The organism is Pseudoalteromonas sp. 1CM17D (genome assembly GCF_023161805.1).
GTDB lineage: Bacteria > Pseudomonadota > Gammaproteobacteria > Enterobacterales > Alteromonadaceae > Pseudoalteromonas > Pseudoalteromonas atlantica.
Map to the genome: position 1 here is coordinate 178,369 of NZ_JALNTP010000004.1, position 24,785 is coordinate 203,153.

Consider the following 24,785-nt stretch of genomic DNA (forward strand, 5'->3'; position numbering starts at 1 on the left):
AGTGAAATTATACGTTTAATAAACATACAATAATAAAATAATATGATTCATGTCATCGGAAGATAAACCCGCGGCACCGAGTAAACTAGCGCACCAAAATAAACGTCTTAAAGCGCTATTAGAAAAGTATAAGCAATCTCACCACTTACAAAATGCCCTGATCCAGCTATCAGAGCAAGCAAGCTCTGTTGCCGAATTAACCTTACTTTACCCTGCTATCCATGACATTTTACAAGCATACCTACCTAGTAAAAGCTTTTACGTGGTGCTTGCTAATCAATATACTCATGCCCTAGAACTTTCTTATTTTTGCGATGAAAAAGATGGTATATCAGTCGCCCTCAATCAAGATAATAGTTTTGAAGAAGGCGCTACAGGCTACGTTTATAAGCTTGGCAAAACCACCTGCTTTACCAAACAAGAGATGCAAAGCGCTGCACAAAACGGCTTATTTAAAGCACTAGGCTCACCTGCTGAGTACTGGGTTGGTGTCCCTATTTATCAAGAGCAAAACATTATTGGCGTACTTGCTGCGCAAAGTTACGATAAACACCAAGATTACAGCAGCCAGCAAGTGCATTTACTCGAAGTAATGTCTTTATACTTAGCCACAGCCATAGAGCGAGTTAAAAAAAGAGAGCTGCTCGAATCTGAAGTAAAAATTCGTACCCGCGCGCTCACGCAAAGTAATGATGCGCTAAACCTAGAAATTGAACAACGAAAACGCGCACTACAACGCCAGCAAATTTTGTTTAAAATATCGGAGTTGGCAACACAAGCGCAAAACTTAGATGATGCCTATGTAAAAATTCATCAAATAATAAAAACCATTACATACGCAGAAAACTTATACATTGCACTTTATAACAAAGAGACTGGTTGGATTAGCTTCCCGTACTGTGTGGATGAATTTAAAGACAACACCGAGCCGAGGCCGTTTGCAAAAGGTTATAGCGAACTGGTTATTAGCAGCGAGCAGACCCAACTTATACACCCTAGTAGAGCCAAAGAGCTATTAGAAAGTGGTGATGTACAACGAAATAAGCCAGTACCAGAGGAGCAAATGGCCACCAGCTGGCTAGGTGCTCCGCTTAAAACATCGCAAGGGGTTATCGGCTTAATTGCATGCCAAGCGTATAATAATAATCATATTTTTAGCAAAGACGACTGCGAGCTTATTACATTTGTATCACACCAAATTGCCACGGTTTTACAAACTAAATTAGCCACTCAAGCACTTAAATCTAGCCACCAAGAGTTAGAGTATCGAGTTAACGAAAAAACAAAGGCGCTGCAACAAGCTAACCTACATTTACAAATGCAAATTGATGAGCGTAAAAAAGTAGAGCAACAGCTTTATCATGATGCGCATCACGACTCATTAACGGGCCTGCCTAATCGTAGCTTGTTTTTAACCCAGCTAGAAAAAACACTGCAGCATTACCATCGCTTTCCTGATCATCACTTTGCTGTGTTATTTATTGATTTAGATAAGTTTAAAGATATAAACGATCAACTAGGTCACCATGCCGGCGATCAATTTTTAATAAGTGTGGCTGATTTATTTTCGCATTGTATTCGCGAACACGATTTACTCGCTCGCCTTGGTGGTGATGAATTTGTAATTTTGCTTACCCACTTAACAGAGCTACAACAAGCAGAAGATGTAGCTGATCGCATTATTAATATAATGAAAAAGCCATTTTGCAGTAAAGGTACCTGCATTCAAAGTGGTGCAAGTATTGGTATAACGTACTCAAATTCAAGTTATCAGCATACCGATGAAATTATTCGCGATGCCGATGCTGCTATGTATTATGCTAAAAATGCGGGGCGCGACCGCTATGAGCTGTTCCACCCGTTATTAACGCAAACACTAACAAGTGCAGAATCTCCAGCACAGCACCATCTTGATTCACTCCCGATGAGTTTTAGAAGTGCAGATATTATAAACCTTGATGAACAACAGCAATCAGAGTCACTGTTTGAAGCCTTTGGCGAACACCCTGTATTAGGCTATACCAGTTTTGAAGTGCTGAAAAAGTTTGCAACCGATAAAGAGCAGCACCTCCAAGTTGAATTAGAACTCTTGCAGCACGCCTACGCCTTAGCGGCAAATGTAGCCATGGTATTATTGCCATGCTCAGGGCTACTTTTAGAAGCGCTTGAATTTAATTTATTTACTGAGGTATTAAGTAAGCTGCAAGGGCAAAGCCAACTGTGTTTATTGTTTGACGACCAAGAAATACGTTACGCCTGTGCAACTCAGCTAGAAAACCTTAAAAAGCTCTCGCAGCTTGGCTACAGCATTGGCTTAAATAACTTTGCAAAAGACCGCTGTGAGCTAAATGCACTGACCGACATTACCTTCGATTATGTACTACTTAGCTCAACCTTTAGTAAACGCGTACTGCAACAAGAAAGTTTTAACTTGCAATTACAAGGTGTACTGGCAATCACTCAGCTAAAAGGCATAAAAGTTATTGCCAAAGGCCCTTCTATACTCAACTTTAGAGCCTTGCTAGATAAATACGGACTAAACTTATTTGTTGCTAAGCAGCAAGGCTTATCGGAGTCAGTAGCGGCTAATAACAACGCCGCGCAGTCTATTAACTAGGTTTTTTCAGCATCGCCCTTAAGTTAGCGACCCGTGCTTGGCCTTTTTCCATGCGCTCAGCTTGCGAGCTTGGGGCTTTTTTGTTTTCAAACGCTAGGTCATCTTGTGGTAACTCTTGCACAAAGCGGCTTAGCTCTGTTTGTGAGGTTTCGCCAAACTGACGACGTATTTTTGCATACGTTAGTGTCAGCTCTTGCTGGGCCCGTGTGATCCCTACGTATGCTAAACGGCGCTCTTCATCTACGTTTTCTTCGTCAATACTTACTTGGTGTGGCAATAACCCCTCTTCCATCCCAACCATAAATACGTACGGGTATTCTAAGCCTTTAGATGCATGCAAAGTAAGTAACTGTACCGCATCAGACTCATCTTCTTCCTCGTTACGCTCTAGCATATCGCGAAGCGTTAATTTACTGACCACTTCAGGTAAGGTCATCGGTTCGTTATCGGCATCTCCGGTGAGCATATCGGTGATCCAACGATACAGCTCAGAGACGTTTTTCATGCGCATTTCTGCCGCTTTGGCACTTGGCGATGACTCATATAAATACGCTTCGTAGTTAATATTACGTACCAAGTCTTTTACCGCTTCGAGTGTATCGCTACGCACTGCATTATCTGAAAGCTCAACAACCCAACGTGCAAACCCCGAAAGCGCATTTAAGCCACGCCCTTTAAGGCGGTAGCCTAGGTCGTTATCAAAACAGGTGGCAAATAAGCTTTGGTGTTTTTCGTTTGCAAGTGTGCCTAGCTTTTCAAGTGTAACGGTGCCTATTTCACGGCGCGGCGTATTAACAATGCGTAAAAAAGCGTTATCGTCGTCTTGGTTAACCAACAAGCGTAAATACGCCATAATATCTTTAATTTCTGAACGCGAAAAAAACGACATTCCGCCACTAATTTTATAGGGAATGCGGTTACTCATTAATGATTTTTCAAAACCGCGTGCCTGGTGATTACCGCGATACAAAATAGCGTAATCTTTATAGCTGGTGCGCTTCATAAATTTATGAGAAATTATTTCAGCAACAACTCGCTCGCACTCATGCTCTTCATCCCTACAGCCAATCACCTTAATCGGCTCACCGTAACCAAGTTCACTAAATAGCTTTTTTTCGATATCGTGCGGATTATTGGCAATTAAAATATTTGCTGCTTTTAGAATGCGCTGGGCACTGCGGTAGTTTTGCTCAAGCTTTATGAGCCTAAGGCCGGGGTAATCCTTACTTAACAGTACCAAGTTTTGGGGGCGGGCTCCGCGCCATGAATAAATAGATTGGTCATCATCCCCTACCACAGTAAAACGCGCTCGCTCGCCTACTAATAACTTAACAAGCTGATACTGGCTGGTATTCGTATCTTGATATTCATCCACCAGCAAATACCTAAATCGTTGCTGCCAACGCTCTCGTGAGGTGGCATTACTACTCAGTAATAAGGTGGGGATCATTATTAAATCGTCAAAATCCAGTGCGTTATATGCTCGTAGCTGATTTTGATAACGCGCGTAAAGCTGCGCAAATAACGTCTTTTGCGCATCACGTGCTTCGCGTATAGCTTGCTCTGGCAAGATTAATTCGTTTTTCCAGCTGCCTATTTGCATTTTTAATAGATTAAGTAGGTCTTTGTCTTTTTTAAGTTCGTCTTCGGTTAAATCACCTAACAGCTGGTTAGTATCTTGGTCATCAAACAGCGAAAAACCTTCTTTAAAGCCAAGCGTTTTGAGCTCTTTTTTAATTATTTCAAGCCCTAGGGTATGAAAGGTTGATACCCACAGCCCTTTCGCCTCTTGCTTATTAAGCGTTTGTAATACACGCTCGCGCATCTCTTTGGCCGCTTTATTCGTAAACGTTACCGCAGCAATATTACGTGCTTTGTACTCGCACTTTTGCACCAAATAAGCAATTTTGTTAGTGATTACGCGGGTTTTACCTGAGCCTGCACCCGCGAGTACTAAACACGGACCACTAATATATTTTACTGCTTCATCTTGTTTTGGATTGAGTTTCATAACGACCATGGAGTTTTAAAAGGCAGCTAATTTTACCGTAACCACTGATACAGGCATAGCCATTAGATTAATTAATTCCATTGTGGTGATCATGTATTAAATACCTTAGGTATAAGGTAATATTAGTCATTATCATTTTAGGGCAACAGCAAGGGACGATTATGATCAATCCAGCAAAACTTGAAGAAATTGCTAAGCAAATCACCAACAACATGCCGCAAGGTGTAAAAAACCTAGCAGATACACTGGAAGGTAAAACCAAACAAGTTTTACAAAATAAGCTGGCTGAAATGGACTTTGTTAGCCGCGAAGAATTTGATGTGCAAAGCCAAGTACTTATTCGTACTCGTGAAAAACTCACTGAGCTTGAAGCAAAAGTTGTGTTACTAGAGCAACAACTAAATGCTAAAAATAACGCCGAGTAGCACGTATTTACGTATGTATACTCAGCCACATAAAAAGCAGCCAAGGCTGCTTTTTTGCTTTTAGTTTTAACATTTACCCACTATGTATTAAAAAGTGCCTCTAATACATAGTATTGCAGTGGTTGTTGCTGCGCCAAACTTACAGCGCACATTTTTAGCGCCACTTGCTTACCCGTAATGGGTTTATAACGTTTTAAAAAAGGAAGTTGAGTAATAACAGGTAACACAAATGCGCCTATTTGCTCAGCTATTCGTGTATCGTTTCGCTCACCAATTAATAAAGACGGCTGGAATATACTTACTTTTGCAAAGCCCAGCGTTTTTATGTGCTGCTCAAGCTCGCCTTTCATTTTTAAGTAAGGGCTGATGCTGTGCGCATTAGCGCCGCTTGATGACACCAAGCAATAATGGCTCACTGCATTGTTTGCCGCCATTTGCGCCGCAATAAACTGATAATCAAAATCAACTTTACGCTGCGCGCGGTTGAGCCAGCCTGCTTTTTAGTAGTGCCCAAACACGAAAAAAACACATCCCCTTTAAATAACGCGCAGTAGTTGGTTAAACAATCAAAATCAATAAGTTGATTAGTGAGCTTAGTATGTTCAACGTCCAGCTTACGGCGAGTTATAGCAATCACATGGCCAAACGCAGGGCTTTGCAGTAAAAGCGTTAATAGCTCACTCCCCACAACCCCTGTTGCCCCTATGATTATCGCCGTTTTAGTCATTGCTTAAATTACTCGCAACCGGCTTTAGCGAGTACATGTGCAACGGCTTTTTTATACACATCGCCTTCTTCATCGGCGCAGGTTACAACCGATGATAAATCGTGCAAGTGGCCGTTCTCTAATCCGTACACCCAACCATGAATCGTGAGCTCTTGGCCTTTATCCCATGCATCTTGAACTATGTTTGTCCTACACACGTTACGTACTTGCTCAATAACGTTTAGCTCAATTAAACGGCTTAAACGCTGTTGCTCATCCATTGCATTAAGCTGCTCTAAGTGTTTTTCTTTTACATCGCCAACATGGCGTAACCAGTTATCAATAAAACCAAATTTGGCGTTATTTAATACCGCTTGTACACCGCCACAGCCGTAGTGGCCAACCACCATAATATGTTTTACTTTAAGCACCTCTACCGCGTATTGCATTACCGATAAACAGTTATGGTCAGTATGTACCACCACATTAGCTACATTACGGTGTACAAATAATTCACCCGGCAGTAAATCAACAATTTGGTTGGCAGGAACACGGGAGTCTGAACAGCCAATCCACAAGTACTCTGGGTTTTGTTGCATTGATAATATTTTAAAAAACTCAGGGTTGGCTTCGGTTGTACGTGCAGCCCAACGTTTGTTGTTTTCGAATAAATTTTTTAGCTTTCTCATTGCATCTCTTATTTAGGACGGGATAGAAATTACACCCCAGAAAAGACAAATAATGAGCGCCTTTTTAGTTGGTGTTTGCAAGAATTAAAATATTGCGAGGAGTTAATTGTTTCTCACAAAAGGTGGTAACTGAAACGTGATAACCTTGCTGTTGCAAATATAAAGCACGATCGAGCACAAGCCAAACTTCTATTGCTCTTCTAAACACATGTCGAACCAGTTCGATTCGCTCTGTTACTTTTTTACGCGCCTTACCAATTAATAAAAACTTATCGTAATCAGTATCTTGAGGGATACTTATAGACTTTTTATCCCCCGCCCAAGCACAAAACTGTGCAAACGTATCAGAGAACACGGCTTTGTTAACGGAAGGCACACTCACGTAATATTGTTCATGAGTGAGCGACTTTCGAAGTGCGTCAAACCCTAAGCGCCATTCCACCTCAGTTTTTCGTATTTTAGCTACACGTGAAGGAGCTGTAACTGTTTCTTGCAGCGCCAATTTTAAATCGCGGTGCGTTAAATTAAGCTTACTAGCAAGAGCAAGCTCACTCATTGCCTGATAACAACTATCGGTAAATAAGTGATAACAGCACGGCGAAAAACTAATACGTTTCACCCTAGCGGCGCTGGCGTGCTGCATAAATGTTTGGTGCAATGCGCCACATGCATGCAGTGCAACCGCATGTGTGTCGGTATTAAAAAAATGGCGTGTTTCATCTTCAAGCACATTAGCTTGGCTAAATTTCATCGCCAAACCTTGCTTGCGTGCACTGTGCTCTCCTTGCTCGCAAAGATGCCCTTGTAGCTCAACACTATGTACGCTTTGCGCGCCGTTATAAGCAAGCATTCGGCCTAAATGCCCTTTGCCTGCGCACCATTCTAGTACAGGCTGCGTGCTACTCGTTAATGCTGAAACAAAGTCTTGCAGTTGCTCAAACTTACGCCCTTTAATACCGTTACTTATCCAAAACGGGTATTCACTGCGTTGCTGCTGGCTTTTTGGTAAATTACACAGCTCAGGTAGCTGCTCTACCCCGGCAATAAACGGGCTAAAAAATTGATAAAGCTGTTGCTGATCGTTATCAAGCCTTGCGACATCTTCATCTGATAAGTTATTTAACGCCGCTTGTAGCTCAGGCCACGGTAATTCATCAAAATCAAATGCTGTACATTGCCAATATTCGCGGGTATTCATTAGCACTGCATCGAGTGCTGCAAACTGCTCAGCTAGGTTCATAACAACTTAAAATAGTAAAAAGACGTTTAATTATACCAGTTGCGCAGAGCAGCATTAAGCGGTTATTTTTTTCCAAGTATTAAACGCAAATAAAGGGGGATCGAAATAATACTCACAATAAAGGCGGCTATTAGCATCCACGACAGTTGTAATCGCTCTGGCTCTTGGTATTTATAAACAAACCCAGCTTTGTGCTCGTCAAATTGCGTTTGCTTAATGCCATAATAATCAGCAATTAAGCGCCACTTGGCCATCGACATATTCCCTAAATGGGTCGTAGGCGGCATTATGTAGTCTTTCAATACTTCGGCTTCATAAGCTAGCTGATGAAAACTTTTGTTTGGCGCATAGACTTGCTGAGTAATTGCAATGGCTTCATCCATATTCATCATCGCATAGCGCCAACCTTTTAAGCTCGCTTGGTAAAACTTTTCGACCGTTTGCGGGTGCTTTTTAAGCATTGATTCGCTGGTAAATAGCACATCACCATACACATCCATACCATAGCGCTGTGGGCATATAAGGCGGTGCGATACCCCTTGCTGAGTCATAAAGTAAGGCTGAGTGGTGACATACACTTGCATTGCATCAAGTTTGTTTTCTTGCCACGCTTGTAGCGCGGGCTCATCGCCTTCGTATACCTCTAAGGTAGCAATATCAATACCGCTGCGTTTTAGCATAACTAGCAGCTCGGTACTGTCTTTTTTACTCACTTCGGTAATACGTTTAGCGGTAAAATCGCGGGGGTGAAAAATATCAGAGCTGTCTTTTACCATCCAACAGTATGGGGAAAACTGCAAAATAGCCGCCATTGCTACAAACGGTTGGCCGTTTACTCTTTGTTGTAAAATACCCGAATGCGCTACGCCAAACTGGGCTTCTCCTCTTGCTACAGGCGTGAAAGTGTCAGGCATTTTAGGATTGGCTTCGCGTATGGTTACATCTAGTCCGGCGTCTTTGTAATAGCCTTTTTGCTGAGCCATATAATAGCCGGCGAACTGAAACTGGTGGGTCCATTTTAGTTGTAAAGTGACTGATTCTTGAGCCATTAGTTGGCTGCAAAAAAGCAAAATTACAAATATTAATCCTTTAATAAGCAACTGGGTGTTCCAAATAGTAGTCATTAGCTGTAACTATATTTAAAACACACGATAAAGCAAGCATGCAAACGTGCATACTTGCTTATAAAAACCCTAAGCTGAAGCTAAATTGTCAACGCTTGGGCTTTGTGGCTGAGAGGTTAAAAACTGCGTAAAACACGGGTTATGTGTTTCATCTTGTACACTGTAACCTAAGCGGTTTAAGTGCTCGTTAAACATATCAAATTGGCTTGGCTCAATAGCAAAGCCCGCCAGTACATTTCCGATAGAACCCCCATGATTGCGATAATGAAATAAAGTAATATTCCAATTGCTACCTAGGGTATCTAAAAAGCGCGCAAGGGCTCCTGGGTATTCCGGAAATTCAAACCGTAATAACCTTTCGTGTAACTGCTCCGGTGCTTTACCCCCTACCATATAACGTACGTGTAATTTAGCGAGTTCGTTATCTGATAAATCGCAAAATTGGTAGTCGTTGTTAGTTAGGTCTTGTTTTAGCTCGTTGAGTTCTTGCTCACCCTGGCGCAGGGCAATACCTACAAATATTTGCGCTTCACCGGGGCCTGCATAACGGTAGTTAAACTCAGTAATAGCCCGACCACCTAAAGAGGTGCAAAACTGCTTAAAGCTGCCTTTTTCTTCTTTAATGGTCACCGCAAGTAGCGCTTCGTTTTTTTCACCAAGCGCAGTACGCTCAGCCACATAACGTAAGCGATCAAAGTTTAAGTTAGCACCCGAAAGCACCGCTGCTAAATGCAGCCCTTTTAAGCCCGATTGCTGGCTCCACTTTTTCAGCCCTGCGGTTGCAAGTGCCCCTGAGGGCTCTGAAATTGCGCGAGTAGAGACAAAAATATCTTGCATGGCGGCACAAATTTCATCGCCACTGACAGTTACAACTTCATCGCAAAATTTTTGCGCTAAGCGAAATGTTTCACTGCCAATAATTTTAACCGCTACGCCATCGGCAAAACTGCCAACACGGTCAAGCTCAACAGGCTCGCCCGCTTTAAGCGCGGCTTGTAAACATGCACTTTCGTCAGCTTCTACGCCAATGACTTTTATATCGGGGCGTAATGATTTGATATAAACCGCCATACCAGCAAGTAAACCACCACCGCCAACAGGGATAAATACCGCATCAAGCTCGTTGAGTTGCTGCATAAGCTCGCGAGCCACTGTGCCTTGCCCCACAATTACGTCAGGGTCATCAAAAGGCGGTACAAATACGCCATTGCGTTGCTCTGTTAGTTCAAGTGCATGTGCTTTTGCAGCATCAAAATGATGGCCATGTAAAACCACTTCACCGCCCAGCGCACGTACCGCACTTACTTTTATTTCAGGCGTGGTAACTGGCATAACAATAGTGGCTTTATGGCCAAGGTGTGAAGCACTAAGCGCCACACCTTGTGCATGGTTACCCGCAGATGCCGTAATAACAACAGACCCTTTTGGTAACTTGTTTAATTTATTATAAGCACCGCGTAACTTAAACGAATACACGGGCTGTTGATCTTCACGCTTTAACCAAACATGGTTGCCTAATTTATCACTGAGGTCGCGCATTTCGCTGACCTCAGTCACTTTAGCTAGCGGTTCCATATTGGCCTGAATAATAGCGCGAAAATAATCGAGCTCTTGAGAAACCATAATTAGCTAAGCTCCTCCAGTTTGGCTAAATCACGTACTGCGCCTTTATCGGCACTGGTTGCAAGTAATGCATACGCTTTTAATGCCGACGATACATAGCGGTCACGATCAAGCGGCTTATACGCTTGCTTACCACGCGCTAATTGCTTTTGTTTACGTGCTTCTAGCTCTTCATCACTTAATGCAAGGGTGATTTCACGTGTTGCGATATCAATGATAATTTTGTCACCATTTTCAACATACGCAATAGCACCGCCACTTGCCGCCTCTGGCGATACGTGGCCGATTGATAAACCAGAGGTGCCGCCCGAGAAACGACCATCGGTGATCAAGGCACATTTTTCAGCAAGGCCTTTTGATTTTAAGTAGCTCGTTGGGTAAAGCATTTCTTGCATACCTGGGCCGCCTTTAGGGCCTTCGTAGCGAATAACCACAACATCACCGGCTTTTACTTCGTCGTTTAAAATACCTTCTACTGAATCATCTTGTGATTCGTACACCACGGCTGTGCCTTCAAAATGCAGCATTTCGTCCACTACGCCTGCGCTTTTAACAATACAGCCATCAACCGCTAAGTTACCTGAAAGCACAGCTAAGCCACCATCTTGTCTAAAGGCATGCTCAACACTACGGATACAACCATGCTCTCGGTCGTTATCGCCTTCATCCCAGCGGCACTCTTGGCTCATTGCTTTTGTAGTACGAATACCGGCAGGGCCTGCACGGTAAAACTTTTGTGCTGCTTCGTTTGTAGGGTCAGTCGCATCCCACTTTTTAACAAGCTCACCCATCGTCATACCCGCTACGTGGTTTACCGATAAATCAACTAAACCCGCTTTACCTAGCTCACGTACAATTGCCATCATGCCACCAGCGCGATGCACATCTTCTATGTGGTACTCAGGTGTAGCTGGGGCCACCTTACATAAAAATGGGGTTTTACGAGAAAGCTCGTCAATGTGCGACATATCAAAATCTACACCGGCTTCTTGTGCCGCTGCTAATAAATGCAATACGGTATTAGATGAACCACCCATGGCAATATCAACCACCATAGAGTTCATAAAGGCTGTTTTGTTTGCAATTGCACGCGGTAACACGTCATGGTTGTCTTTTTGGTAGTACTCGCGGCACAAGTCAACAATGCGAGCGCCGGCTTCTACATACAGTTGCTTACGATCTTTATGCGTTGCAAGCGTTGTTCCGTTACCCGGTAGTGCAAGGCCAATAGCCTCTAATAAACAGTTCATTGAGTTGGCAGTAAACATACCCGAACACGAGCCACAGGTAGGACACGCAGAGCGCTCTACTTGCTCTGAATCAGCATCACTTACTGTTTCATCAGCGCCTTTTACCATGGCATCAACTAAATCTAGTTTAATATCGATGTTAGCAAGTTTGGTTTTACCCGCTTCCATTGGCCCGCCCGATACAAAAATAACCGGTATATTTAAACGTAGCGCTGCAAGCATCATCCCTGGGGTGATTTTGTCACAGTTAGAAATACAGATCATCGCATCGGCGCAGTGGCCGTTAACCATGTACTCAACAGAGTCTGCAATTAAGTCGCGAGAAGGCAGTGAGTAAAGCATACCACCGTGGCCCATTGCGATACCGTCATCAATTGCGATGGTGTTAAATTCTTTTGGAACGCCGCCCGCTTGCGTGATTGTTTCCGCCATTAGCTCACTAAGCTGATTAAGGTGTACATGCCCTGGTACAAATTGCGTAAACGAGTTAACTACAGCAATAATAGGTTTACCAAAGTCGGTGTCGGTCATGCCTGTTGCGCGCCATAATGCACGTGCGCCTGCGCGTTTACGTCCTTCAGTTGTTGTTGCACTTCTTAATTTAGCCATAGTTACCTCTGTTTTGCCGCTGTGTAAGCGGGCATTCCTCATTCTAAAAATTGTTGAGTTACTGATGGTTATATTCAGTAACGCGTAAATGTGTTTCGTTAGCAGTTACACTGCTTGTTGCTGTAAATTTTCTAAGCTGATTTCTTTCACGTCTACCAACTTATTTAGCTGGCTGGTTAATAGATGAATAGGCTTATCGCTATCGACCGTCATTGCTATCGTATATTGAGCTTCATCTGTATTAAGCTGAAAATGCGTAAGGTCAAAACCACGGTGACGCACAACACGTAAAAAGCGCTCCACCGCAATACTTTGGTTTTTCAATGCAATAGTTAAGCTGTGTTTCATTGTGCTTTCTCCGTAATCATTTCGTCATTTGCAGCCCCTGGTGGTACAAGCGGCCATACGTTTTCTTTATCATCTATACAGGCATGTAAAATATACGGCCCTTCGCTGTTTACCAGTGCAGTGATTGCATCGTCTACTTCGTTGGCTTTAGTAATAGTTTGCCCAGGAATACCAAATACCGCCGCTAACTGAACAAAGTCAGGGTTATCTGAAAGATTGGTTTCAGAGTAACGCCCTTCAAAAAACAGTTCCTGCCATTGACGAACCATACCTAAGCGTTGGTTATCTAATATTAGTATTTTTACTGGTAAATTGTTACGACGTATAGTGGCAAGCTCTTGAATGTTCATCATGATTGAGCCATCACCCGACACCGTTATTACAAAATCGTCTGGGCGTGCTACTTGTGCGCCAATAGCCGCTGGTAAACCAAAGCCCATAGTGCCTGCGCCACCACTACTTAAGTGATTACTTGGGTGGTTAAATTTCATATGTTGCGCCACCCACATTTGGTGCTGGCCTACATCGCAGCACACTACGCCTGTTTTTGGCATACGCTGGCTTAACTGGTTCAATAAATACGGGGCAAATACTTTTTCGCCTGGGTAGTCGTAACGCCATGCGTGTTTTTCGCTCATGAGCTTATTTGTATCGCACCATGCTTTAGGTGTTACAACACACTCAAGTGCGGGTAATGAGGTTTTTAGATCAGCAATTAAGGACGCTTTAGCAGGTTTGCGTTTACCTACTTCGGCCGCGTCAATGTCTAAGTGAATTACTTTTGCTTTGGCTGCAAATTTAGCTAAGTTGCCCGTTACGCGGTCATCAAAGCGCGCACCTATACATACAAGTACATCACACTCTTGTACTGCTATGTTAGCCGCTTGTGTGCCGTGCATGCCTAGCATTCCTAAGTAGTGCTCGTAATCTGGTAACACACTGCCTAGCGCTTTTAATGTTGATACTGCTGGCATTTGTGTTTTATTTAAAAACTGCATTAACTCATTTTGCGCATCGGCGGCTTGCACGCCACCACCTACATACGCTACAGGCTGCTTTGCTTCAGTTAATAACTGGTTTGCAATGGCCACTTGGTTTAAATCAAGCTGTGGTAAATATTCATCAGCAGCTAACCAAGGTTTAAAAGGCACTTGCGCCATTTGAATATCTTTTGGAATATCTACAAGCACAGGGCCTGGGCGACCACTTTGAGCTAAGTGCATGGCTTCTTGTAATATTTCAGCTAAGTCTTCTGGGCGCTCTACCATGTAGCTATGTTTAGTACACGACAGTGACATACCTAGTACATCGACTTCTTGAAATGCATCTGAGCCAATAGCGGCAGTCGGTACTTGACCTGTAATTGCTAATAATGGCACTGAGTCCATCATTGCATCGGCAAGAGCTGTTATTAAGTTAGTAGCGCCTGGGCCTGAGGTAGCAAAACAAACGCCTAATTTGCCTGTGCTGCGAGCATAACCCACTGCGGCAAAGCCAGCGCCTTGCTCATGGCGAGTAAGGTAATGCTTTACAGGCGCGCCATACAGCGCATCGTAAATGGGCATAATAGCTCCGCCAGGGTAGCCAAATACTTCATTTACGCCGTGCTTGGCTAATAAATCGATTGTTAGTTCTGCGCCTGTCATTAATTAATCCTCATTCCTCAGTGACAACCCAATTACATACTTACTTAAAAAACTTATAGCTAATACCAATCCGCAATAATACTTAATTATTTTTAGGGGGCTAAAAGTGTCGCTATCTGCGTTAAAAAATTCTCATTTAGAACAACTAAATAGCGAATTTTTTGCCTAGCTATCAACACGTTTATCTATCCTCAAAATAGATCACTTAATTAAGCGAATTGGTATAAAATCTTTAAAACTTTGTGCTTAAAACTAAAAAGCCCTCCGAACGGTTAGGTGCGGAGGGCTTTTTAATGCTTAAGTTTATAGCACTACGAAGCCCTCGCGGGAATAATCACCACGATAATAATCAGGACTAGGTTAAGTGCATTTGTAAGCATGTAATTAATACCAAAATGTGTTCATTTGTTACGAAGTAATACTCTTCGCTCTGTATATGTATTTGTACCGCGCTGAGGCGAGTAAGTCAACACCAAACTTAATTCAACAAAAGAGCAAAAAGCGACTTTAAACGGATTTTAAATTCACAATAAAAGGCTTAAATGAAAAATTTATACCTTAATTTGCAGCAAGTAAATTCACTAGCCCCATAATAGCCATATAGGGCTTGATTAATTTTTGATACATTGTAGTACAAATAACAGCGCAGCACGGTAAATAACTTAAAACTTTGCTAATTAGGCAGGTTTACTCCGCAAGCCCTATTACGCACCACTCAATTACATTCACCCTATTTAAATAAGGTGCCCTAGTGCAACTAAACTCATAAGCGCATTTAAAAGTGTTTAATATAACCAAATAGGTTTATTAAAGCGCTTTAATTTAAGCTAGTATTTAGGCAACTCAATTAGATTTAAGGACAAACCATGCAAGCCCTCTCTCGAATTAGTCAGTTCTTTATACTGGCACTTTTTATAGCAACTAGTTTTAATAGTGTCGCAGCACCGGCATTATTTAAAGTAGAAAAAAACGGTACTAGCTCTTACTTGTTTGGCACGGTTCACGTAGGCGATGCCAGCATGAAAGGCTTACCAGAAAAAGTAACTAAGGCTATAGATCAAAGCGAGCAAGTTGTTGTTGAAGTAGATATTAGTAAACTCACGCCTTTGCAAATGCAGCAGCGTTCAATGCCCTTTATGATGCTTAAAGATGGCAAAACATTACAAACAGAACTCTCAAAACAAAACTACAATAAGCTTAAAGACTACTTTGCTAAAAAATCGATTGATATAGCTATGTTTAATGGCCTCAAACCTTGGGCTGTAATGGTAACCATGATGCAGATTGAATTTCAAAATGCAGGGTTTTCTGACCAAACAGGCATAGACAAGCAAGTACTTGCTTACGCTAAAAAGCAAAATATCATGATTGGAGAGCTAGAAACACTAGAGCAGCAACTGCAAATGTTTGATGGCATGGCTTTGCTCAGTAATGAAATGATTGAAGAAACGTTTGAACAGCTTGCCGATATTAATACTTATTTTATTAAGTTAGTAAACGCCTGGAAAAATGGTGATATGGATACGCTGACTGAATACTACAACATGAGTTTTGACGAGAGTAACTACGGTGAAATAAGCGAGCAAGTTATGCTAGTTAATCGTAATAATAAATGGGTGGAGCAATTAGTGCCTCGCTTAACTAACGAAAAGCTATTTATTGCTGTAGGCGCGCTGCACTTACCGGAGCAGCATGGTTTAATTAAACAGTTAACTGATGCAGGCTTTACCATTACTCGCCTATAACGTGGCGTTAAAGGTTGGGCATATTCAGCCCAGCCTTTAATTAAAATCTTCCATTTTTAAATAATGCTCAATCCCTTTAATTTTGTCTGCCGCATGGTGATTTACATAAATAACGGTGCTGGTATTTGCGGCACAAATTTTCTCTATTAAAATTAGTACTCGCTGTCTATTTGCTTCATCAAGCCCTAAGCAAGGTTCATCTAAAATGAGTAACGTGGGGTGTTTTACCATAGCACGCACTATTAATAGCATGCGCTGATCGCCGTATGAAAGTTGCGTAAATGAGCTATTTTGTTTATCGCCTAACCCAATCAACGCTAACCATTGCTTAGCTGTATTTACCTGTGACTCTGTTGGCTTTTGATATAAGCCAATGCTGTCGTAAAACCCAGAAATAACCGTATTCAATGCCGATATACTTACTCGATAATCCATATGCAGTGCATTTGATATATAGCCAATATGCTGTTTTATATCCCAAATACTTTCACCGCTTCCGCGTTTAAAACCAAATACCTGAATATCATTGCTGTAGCATTGAGGGTTATCGCCAGTTATTAAATTTAATAAGCAGGTTTTACCTGAGCCATTTTTACCACTCAATTGCCAGTGTTGATGTTTATTAATTTGCCAATTGAGATTTTTAAATACATCAACCCCAGCGTAGCTAACCTTTGTATTACTAAGCTTAACCAATGTATCGGCGGTATACTCTGCACGGCCTTGGGAGTCATCCGGTTGAGGTATTTCTAAAGCGGTATGGGTTAAATGCAGTAGTTTAAGCAAGTCAGCACGCTGCTCTGCGTTTGGATTATTAAGTACATGCTGCAACTGCCCCTGATTTACATAAGCGTAATGAGTAATAAACGGTGGGATTTCATCAAGCCTATTTAACACAAACACAAAGTTAATTGTTGAGCTAAGTGTTTCTAATAAAGTGTTTAGCACCTCACACGAATGTTTATCTAAGCCATCATATGGCTCATCTAGTACCACTAAATCAGCATGACTACTTAGCGCATTTATAAGTAGGAGTTTACGGGTTTCGCCGGTAGAGAGATCTCTAAAATGCCTCTCTAAAAGGTCGCTGTAATTAAAGGCATCTATTAGTTTTTTACGTAGCTCATGGTTGTAGCTACTATTTTGAGGGAAGATAAAATCTTTTACTAAGCTGTGATGTTCATGCTCAATTTCGTTTTTGATTAACTGCTTTTGCACATCAGATGACACAAGCTGCGTACTATTAAAGGTACTTTTAAAAGTACCACTTTGCTGCTTAGCTTCACCCGTTAATGCGGCGCTCAATGCCGATTTACCTGCGCCATTAGCGCCTAATAATAGCCAGTGCTCACCAGCATTCACTTGCCAACTTAAGTCATTAATTGTGTAACGGCTTTTACCTTGCCCTTTTAAATAACCACTAAATTGTTCAAATACAATACTTTGCACAATACTGCCTTCACCATAAGCTAAATAAACAACTTAACGTATAGTAAATTGCTTTAGCAAGCGTATTTAATTGCGTATTAATTTATTTCATTAGCTATGCACACATTTACCAATGCATCAGCCACTGCCTGCTTACTTATGGGTTTATGAATATGTTCACTCGCGCCATATTCATAAATTAAGTCCATGTCTTCGGCTGAGGTATTTGCTGTAACAACGATTATCGGCATGGTTTTATTTAGCTCTTTGCGTATTTTTTTAGTCGCTTCAAAGCCATCCATGACCGGCATGTTTAAATCCATAAACACCACATCATAGTCAGCCTTACCTACCTTTTCGCAGGCTTCTAGGCCATTTACAACGCATTCATAGTCCACACCTAACGTTGCCAAAATACGTGTGAGTAACAAGGTGTTTAATTCGTTGTCTTCAACCACAAGGCAAAAAAGCTTTTTTTCGACTTCTCTTTCTGTTTGCTGGTTAGTAATTTCAATCGGCAAGTTAAGCGTAACATGAGCGCCACTCGCTGCGTTGTTTTTAAATGAAAGCGAACCATGCAGCGCTTTAACAACATACTGCGCCCGTGTTAATCCCGTTCTTAGGCCTTGAAAGTGGTTAGTTTGTTTAAATGAGTCAAACTCTAGTTCTGTTATTTCGCTAGAAAAACCACACCCACTATCATTAACGGTTAATTGTAATTGCGAGTTTTGCATGTTTGCAGCAACTTCAACCTCGCCCTTGTCGGTAAACTTTATTGCATTGCTAATTAGCTCGGTTAATACATGCTGTAAGCGCTGATGATCTAACTTACAAAAACAATTAAGAGACTCATCAAAATGAGTGATTAATGTTAGCCCTTTTTGCTGCGCTGCATACTCATACGCCAACACCACTTTGTTTATGGATTCTAAAAGGTTTTCGTTTTTAAGAATTGGCGCCCACTTTCCTGTGCTTAGTGCTTGTAGGTCTTGTAGCTCATCAAGCATAGATAGAAGTCTAAGGGCGCAGTAGCTTGCTTGCGTTTTAATATTTTGCTGTTCGGAATCGATGGTTAGCTCATCAATCGACGTAATTAATCCCTGTAACGGTGTTCTAAATTCGTGGCTTGCTCTGGCAATAAAGTGCTCTTTGTTTTGGCTCATTTGCGCTACAAAGTCCTTTTGTTTTTGAAGAGCTGTTAAGGTGCGTTCCACCTCTTTTTCCATCGGCATAAACACAAATCTTAGCTCAACGAGCAATAACACCATGGCGACTAACCAGCACAGCAATTCTAAATTAGACACGCGGTTAACTTTTTTTACTGCATGTTGCTCAAATAAAGTAACCGCGCGGTCAAGCTTAGCTAGTAGGTTTTCTACATGTGCTACGTTGAGCACCTGTGTGTCTACCTCGCCTTTTTGGTACAGCAGCCAACTAGCTTGGGCAATAAATTCATTCACTTCGCTATCTAGATTAGCTGGCTCAGCAAAGTATAACTTTACTAATTCTGGCGTTAAATAACGGTAACTACTACCTTGCTTAGTAAGTAATACCTCATGAGCTGTTTTAAATTGTGCGAGAGAGTGTTCGAGGGAATTGGTATGGGTAGCAACATCGATTCGTGATGAAAGAAGTGCATTGCTATGCCAAGCAATTTTTTGCGAGAGCATGCGCTGCTTACCTGCCATATTAATAATTTTGGCATCGTACTTTTGTACAGAAAAGCCATACTGCAGCAACAATGCTGAGCCACTTATTAACAGAGCAATAGCAATAAGCGCCCATCGGTAACGCTGTCTTACATTGGCAATAATTTTAAACATACAAGGCCGCTTTTTTATTTTAAGTGTAGCCTATATATAGAAAACTCAACATCAGCTTTAGTAATTATATAAATAAAAAGCCCAGTAACATGACTGGGCTAAATGTATTAAGTGTGAGGCAAAAAGGGCAATACTTGCGACACTTTTGTAATTACCAGTTAGCGATTTTCTAATCGGTTGTAGTCAAACATACCAAATTCAACGCCGCGATACTCTTTAGCTACTTGGTGCATTATGTCGCTGTATTTCCAAAACTCTGGATGTGAGCGACGAATACCAAATTTTACTTTTAATGCAGCATAATCTGCTTCAATTTGCATCATAGGTAATAGCTGTGCAAATTCACCCATTTCATTTTGATCATTTAAGTACCAAATAGCCGCAGGGTAATCACCAATAAAGCCTGGCACTAGGGTTGCGGTATCTTCATCATAAGCGCGCTGCCCATCTTCATTTAATAAGCTGGAAATATTGTAATGCGCGTTGTGATGAATAAGCGTATAAGCTTTATGTGAAGCATCGTCTTGCTTAACCAAAATATACGATAACTGCGGTAATAAATTTATAGCTTTAGCTGGCATATTGTTTAGTGCATTTAATGGCGTGGGTACTTTTGTGTAGTCGTAGTGCTCACTCAGTACTGGCGCTAAAGTTTGCTTAATTAGCCCATACAGCTCGTGTTGTGGATCATCCGTTTTATATTCAATACCGCTAGGTTGGCTAAACTCTCGGTTGTTTTTAAAAAACTTAGATAAGCTTGGCGGAGACTTTCTATACCAGCTTTTTTTAATTTGATGGCGCTTCGCTTCAGGCAATAAAGCCAAAAAGTTTTGCTCACCCTCTAAACGTAAAAAGTCCATGTATAGGCGGGTCACTAATTGGTGACCGATATTTCCGTATACATCAAAGCCTGCAACAAGTAAGTAATGAATACGCTCAAATAGCGCATAATCTAATACCCACATAGTTTTAGGCTCTTGACCAATAAAGCCTTTCACCACCGTGGCACTATCAAAATGGCGAAATATTGTAAGCGCTGCATTTTTGTTATGCCCTTCACCTTTCCACAATAGGTCGGTGGTTAAATGCTCTCCGTTTTTAAACATCTCGTTAGCCAGCTCAACTTTGGCTTGTAAGTATTTTTTCTCACGCACTGAGTATTTAACCCAGCTAGAGATAGGCAATGCATTGCTTTCTTCTGCTGCAGGTAATTCAAGGGCTTCTTCGTGCTGAAGCAACATATCTTCCACTGCTGGAGTCGCGACTTTTTCAGGGTCTGCAAAGGCAACCCAAAAATGATCGTTAATCACATTAAGTGCAATTTGGCCGCGGCATACAGGACCCTTAATAAAGCCCATAATAATTAGCTCAGCCTCATCGAGCATAAATTGATACTTAGAATTAATAGGAATTACTTCAAACGTTTTAAAAGGATTAGATGCCGCCTCGCTCTTATAACTTGGCATTTTAGTAACCGTATAATCGGGAGCTATAAATTGCTCATAAATACGTGCAAGCTTTGCATCATCAAGCTTTAGCGGTAAATGTGTTTTTGATAAAACAGTTGAGCGGTCCTGTAGTAAACGGTAATACACACGATTCACTTTAGGGTCATCGTATGGTCGGCGCGTATTAATTAGCTTAATTTCTTCGCCTGGCGGCGTACTTGAACGAACCAGTTTAAAAAAGCTCTGTGGTTTATCAGAACCAAAATAAATATGGGCTAAAAACCAATGCTCGTAAATATAACGTGCGGCTAATTGGTATTTTAAGCTGTCTTGATTTAAAAACGCTTCCCAGTTTTTAACGTTTGTTAGCTCGGCTTTGGTGGGCGGTTTAATATGCGCCATTTTTCCACCGTCTTTAAGCCATTTTTGTAAATGATAAAATTCCTGGCTAGACACGCCCGGTAAACCGTAAGGCATACCGCCATGAGGCTGCTCTGCAGCTAAACGATCGAATTCTCCCATAGTGGCGCACGTTTGAGAGCGGCTAAGTGAAAAGTCAAATTCGTCATCAAGAATTTCATTCTCTGGTAAGGGTGCGCTTTGCTTAAGCACTAATGAATTAAATAACACCCCACCGGCAAGGTTTGCTTCTGGGTTTTGGTCACGTTCGTTAAGTACCGGAGTAAAGCCCTTTTTACGCCATTGCTCAGTGCTGGTTGCATCAAATAACAACCGGCTTGGTGTAGTGGCTAATAGCCGTGTACCATCATAAACAAGCTCTTTGCTTAGCCCTCTATCTATCCCTTCAGGGGAAGAAAGCTTTAGCTGGCATGGCGCATCATAACAGCCATGGCATACTACACAGCGTGTATCTAGCACAGGTTTTACTTCTTGCAAAAACTCGGCACCAGCACCTGTATCATGCGGCACTATACGCTGCTGCGTTTGTTCATCACCAAATAAGTCGTTGTAGTGAGCATTGCCTAAATAAGCACACCCGCTGAGGATAATAAGGACGAATGTACTGATCAGAATTTTTTTCATTCTTCATCCTCATCACCCAGGTCGAAGGTTGGCATCATATCCATTTGTGGAGAGACAAAAGTCTGGTTGTCGTGGGTATTTAACACCACACTTAACAGTGGGCCGTGGGTCAGCGTTATTTGTGCATCGTGCTCTTGGTTTAACAACGCATTAAATTCGCTGCTATGCGGCGCAAGCTCATACTCTTTTAAACTAATAGCGATACTGCTATCAGGTGCTGGGTTTTGGCATATCTGCGTCAGTAGCTCATCATCAAGAGCAAATGAAATGTCTAAATCGGGCTTTTCTACATCTCGCTCACTAAGCGACTCATTTAAAATAAATAACGGTAAGGTTAATTTACTATCTTGTTCAAATTCCATTGTGCTCTCTTGCTGACTGACGGTGTAATTACCCGCCATTATAGCAAAAAAGCACATAATTACTGCGCCTAAATAACCACACTAAAGTCTAAAATTTAGCCTTAAGCGCTGTTAATGACTAAGCTTTAATATCATCCATTGCCGATTCAATAATAGAAAATACGGCGCCTTGAGGGTCGCAAATAACACTAAAACGCCCTACATCAGGAATATCTGTGGCAGGTACACATACTTGCCCTCCAAGAGTCGCCGCTTTTTTTACATAGCTATCGCAGTTATCCACGGCGAAGTAAATCATCCAATGGGGAGGTACGCCTTGTGGCCACTCATCAGTCATTTGTAGCATGCCTGCTACCGGCTTACCTGCAACTAAAAACAAGGTGTAATCCATACCTTCCATAGGTTTTGTTTCACTTTTCCACCCCAATAGTTCACAGTAAAAATGACGGCTTGTTTCACTATCGCGCGTTGCCATTTCATGCCAATAAGGCGTGTTGAGCTCACAAGGACGCTTACATCCTATATGCTCTTTACCTTGCCACAATGCCACCGTGGCACCCGCGGGGTCTTTAAGCATTAACATACGCCCTGCATCCATAACATTATGAGGGCCTGCTATAATTTGCGCACCGAGCTCTTGCGCCTTAATTGCACATGCATCAACATCATCTACGGCAATATAGGTAAGCCAGTAGCTAGGCGTAGAGGCTACTTGCTCTTTAGGCATTTGATACATGGCAGCAATATCGTCACCTTGCTTTTGTAGCATAGTGTAATACTCATCATCGCCAATGGGCTGATCATCATTTCCCCACTCAAACAACGAGGTATAAAAAGCTTTCCCGTCTTGCCAATTATGAGTACACAGTTCAGCCCAGCAAAATATACCTTGCGGATAGTTATTTTTATTATTCATCGCCCATTTCCTGTTGTAAATTTAAGCCATTTTTAGCTTAGGCTAATACCCTGTAAGTGTCGATAGTTATTCACTCAATAAACCCCCTTACACACCAGTGACCACTTCTACTCGGGCTTTGTAAAGCCAGCCCAAACAGCATTATTTACATTAACGCAAAGCAGCTAAAAGCTGATAGCTAAACACTAATCACTTTTCTTCAGGCATTAAAAAACCCGAGGCTAAGCTCGGGTTTTTATAGAATTAATTAACTTAAACGTTAACTATTACTCATTGAAGGTTGCTACGTTGCACCTACGCCTAAAGGTAATAGCGCCACCGATGTGACCTCTTTTTAGTATTAATTAGCTAGGCTAATTTTTACTCATTGAACGTTGCTACATAGCACCTACGCCTAAAGCTAATAGCGCCACCTTCACATGACGTAAATTTCAGGCATTAAAAAACCCGAGGCTAAGCTCGGGTTTTTATAGTATTAATTAACTTAAAAGTTAATTATTACTCTACGATAGTTGCTACAACACCAGCACCTACAGTACGGCCACCTTCACGGATAGCGAAACGAAGACCTTCGTCCATCGCGATTGGCGCGATTAGAGTTACTGTCATCTTAACGTTATCACCAGGCATTACCATTTCTACGCCTTCTGGTAACTGTACGTCACCTGTTACGTCAGTTGTACGGAAGTAGAACTGTGGACGGTAACCTTTGAAGAAAGGAGTATGACGACCACCTTCATCTTTAGAAAGTACGTATACTTCTGAAGTGAATGTAGTGTGTGGGTTGATTGAACCAGGCTTAGCTAGTACTTGACCACGTTCAACGTCTTCACGCTTAGTACCACGTAGAAGTGCACCAATGTTCTCACCAGCACGACCTTCGTCAAGAAGCTTACGGAACATTTCAACACCAGTACAAGTAGACTTAGTAGTCTCTTTGATACCAACGATTTCAACTTCGTCGTTCACGTTGATGATACCAGCTTCAACACGACCAGTTACTACTGTACCACGGCCTTGGATTGAGAAAACGTCTTCGATAGGCATGATGAATGGCTTATCGATGTCACGCTCTGGCTCTGGGATGTAAGAATCTAGTGCTTCTGCAAGCTCAACGATTTTGTCTTCCCACTGCTTTTCGCCTTCAAGTGCTTTAAGAGCAGAACCTTGAATTAGTGGTAAGTCATCACCTGGGAAGTCGTATTCAGAAAGAAGTTCACGAACTTCCATTTCTACTAGCTCAAGTAGCTCTTCGTCGTCAACCATGTCACATTTGTTCATGAATACAACGATGTAAGGTACGCCAACCTGACGAGAAAGTAGGATGTGCTCACGCGTTTGTGGCATAGGGCCGTCAGTCGCAGCTACTACTAAGATAGCGCCGTCCATTTGAGCAGCACCAGTGATCATGTTTTTAACATAATCGGCGTGTCCAGGACAATCTACGTGTGCGTAGTGACGAGTTGGTGTATCGTACTCAACGTGAGAAGTTGAGATTGTGATACCACGCTCGCGCTCTTCTGGAGCGTTATCGATTGATGCGAAATCTTTAGCAACACCGCCGTATACTTTTGCAAGTACGTTAGTGATTGCTGCAGTTAGTGTAGTTTTACCGTGGTCAACGTGGCCGATTGTACCAACGTTTACGTGCGGTTTTACGCGTTCAAACTTTTCTTTTGCCATCTTAAAAAAATTCCTAATTAAGAAATTAAAGCCTGACTCACTATTGAG

The 24,785-nt window shown here is 42.0% G+C and carries 17 protein-coding genes and 1 pseudogene; 3 read left to right on the forward strand and 15 right to left on the reverse strand.

Annotated elements, in window-relative coordinates:
* Positions 1 to 49: 49 nt before the first annotated feature.
* Entirely contained in the window at positions 50 to 2,617 is a 2,568-nt protein-coding gene (locus tag MSC25_RS09570; RefSeq protein WP_248443263.1) for a diguanylate cyclase, read from the forward strand.
* Here MSC25_RS09570 and rep read toward each other — a convergent pair.
* Complete coding sequence (gene rep / locus MSC25_RS09575; RefSeq protein ID WP_248443265.1) at positions 2,610 to 4,628, reverse strand: DNA helicase Rep; 2,019 nt, start codon at positions 4,626 to 4,628, stop codon at positions 2,610 to 2,612. The two genes, MSC25_RS09570 and rep, sit on opposite strands and share 8 nt — an antisense overlap.
* Before the next feature lie 161 nt (positions 4,629 to 4,789).
* On the opposite strand from rep, the gene MSC25_RS09580 reads away from it, so the two are divergent.
* Positions 4,790 to 5,053: an accessory factor UbiK family protein gene (locus tag MSC25_RS09580; RefSeq protein WP_004589302.1), complete on the forward strand. Its 264-nt coding sequence runs from the start codon at positions 4,790 to 4,792 to the stop codon at positions 5,051 to 5,053.
* Positions 5,054 to 5,133: 80 nt separating this feature from the next.
* Here MSC25_RS09580 and MSC25_RS09585 read toward each other — a convergent pair.
* The 8 genes and pseudogenes from MSC25_RS09585 to ilvG all read right to left on the reverse strand — a co-directional run bounded on the left by MSC25_RS09585 (position 5,134) and on the right by ilvG (position 14,288).
* A pseudogene (locus MSC25_RS09585) lies at positions 5,134 to 5,780 on the reverse strand (short chain dehydrogenase).
* An 8-nt stretch (positions 5,781 to 5,788) separates the two neighbouring features.
* Positions 5,789 to 6,448: a carbonate dehydratase gene (gene can / locus MSC25_RS09590; RefSeq protein ID WP_024032154.1), complete on the reverse strand. Its 660-nt coding sequence runs from the start codon at positions 6,446 to 6,448 to the stop codon at positions 5,789 to 5,791.
* A gap of 64 nt (positions 6,449 to 6,512) precedes the next feature.
* Entirely contained in the window at positions 6,513 to 7,688 is a 1,176-nt protein-coding gene (locus tag MSC25_RS09595; RefSeq protein WP_248443266.1) for a methyltransferase, read from the reverse strand.
* 62 nt (positions 7,689 to 7,750) lie between these two features.
* Complete coding sequence (locus tag MSC25_RS09600; protein WP_248443267.1) at positions 7,751 to 8,737, reverse strand: ABC transporter substrate-binding protein; 987 nt, start codon at positions 8,735 to 8,737, stop codon at positions 7,751 to 7,753.
* A 144-nt stretch (positions 8,738 to 8,881) separates the two neighbouring features.
* Complete coding sequence (gene ilvA, locus MSC25_RS09605) at positions 8,882 to 10,435, reverse strand: threonine ammonia-lyase, biosynthetic (protein ID WP_096738957.1); 1,554 nt, start codon at positions 10,433 to 10,435, stop codon at positions 8,882 to 8,884.
* Positions 10,436 to 10,437: 2 nt separating this feature from the next.
* The gene (gene ilvD / locus MSC25_RS09610) at positions 10,438 to 12,294 is read right to left on the reverse strand and encodes a dihydroxy-acid dehydratase (RefSeq protein WP_024032149.1); all 1,857 of its coding nucleotides are present in this window, start codon (positions 12,292 to 12,294) and stop codon (positions 10,438 to 10,440) included.
* Between the two features lie 105 nt (positions 12,295 to 12,399).
* On the reverse strand, positions 12,400 to 12,642 hold the full coding sequence (gene ilvM, locus MSC25_RS09615) for an acetolactate synthase 2 small subunit (RefSeq protein WP_004589295.1): 243 nt from the start codon (positions 12,640 to 12,642) through the stop codon (positions 12,400 to 12,402).
* Complete coding sequence (gene ilvG, locus MSC25_RS09620; protein ID WP_004589294.1) at positions 12,639 to 14,288, reverse strand: acetolactate synthase 2 catalytic subunit; 1,650 nt, start codon at positions 14,286 to 14,288, stop codon at positions 12,639 to 12,641. The genes ilvM and ilvG overlap by 4 nt, the downstream gene beginning before the upstream one ends.
* 866 nt (positions 14,289 to 15,154) lie before the next feature.
* On the opposite strand from ilvG, the gene MSC25_RS09625 reads away from it, so the two are divergent.
* The gene (locus MSC25_RS09625; RefSeq protein WP_248443268.1) at positions 15,155 to 16,033 is read left to right on the forward strand and encodes a TraB/GumN family protein; all 879 of its coding nucleotides are present in this window, start codon (positions 15,155 to 15,157) and stop codon (positions 16,031 to 16,033) included.
* Between the two features lie 36 nt (positions 16,034 to 16,069).
* On the opposite strand, the gene MSC25_RS09630 is transcribed toward MSC25_RS09625, so the two are convergent.
* From MSC25_RS09630 to tuf, 6 genes are all read right to left on the reverse strand, one after another.
* Positions 16,070 to 17,482, reverse strand: a complete 1,413-nt coding sequence (locus tag MSC25_RS09630) for an ATP-binding cassette domain-containing protein (RefSeq protein ID WP_248443269.1) — start codon at positions 17,480 to 17,482, stop codon at positions 16,070 to 16,072.
* A 77-nt stretch (positions 17,483 to 17,559) separates the two neighbouring features.
* The gene (locus MSC25_RS09635; RefSeq protein ID WP_248443270.1) at positions 17,560 to 19,284 is read right to left on the reverse strand and encodes a response regulator; all 1,725 of its coding nucleotides are present in this window, start codon (positions 19,282 to 19,284) and stop codon (positions 17,560 to 17,562) included.
* 158 nt (positions 19,285 to 19,442) lie between these two features.
* Complete coding sequence (locus MSC25_RS09640; RefSeq protein ID WP_248443271.1) at positions 19,443 to 21,776, reverse strand: fatty acid cis/trans isomerase; 2,334 nt, start codon at positions 21,774 to 21,776, stop codon at positions 19,443 to 19,445.
* Positions 21,773 to 22,138 (reverse strand): hypothetical protein, encoded by a 366-nt coding sequence (locus MSC25_RS09645; protein WP_029774302.1) that lies wholly within the window; start codon positions 22,136 to 22,138, stop codon positions 21,773 to 21,775. The genes MSC25_RS09640 and MSC25_RS09645 overlap by 4 nt, the downstream gene beginning before the upstream one ends.
* A gap of 118 nt (positions 22,139 to 22,256) precedes the next feature.
* Positions 22,257 to 23,054 (reverse strand): VOC family protein, encoded by a 798-nt coding sequence (locus tag MSC25_RS09650; RefSeq protein WP_248443272.1) that lies wholly within the window; start codon positions 23,052 to 23,054, stop codon positions 22,257 to 22,259.
* Positions 23,055 to 23,552: 498 nt separating this feature from the next.
* Positions 23,553 to 24,737 carry an elongation factor Tu gene (gene tuf / locus MSC25_RS09655; RefSeq protein WP_004589660.1) on the reverse strand — a complete coding sequence of 395 codons (1,185 nt, stop codon included), beginning with the start codon at positions 24,735 to 24,737 and terminating at the stop codon, positions 23,553 to 23,555.
* Between the last annotated feature and the right edge of the window lie 48 nt (positions 24,738 to 24,785).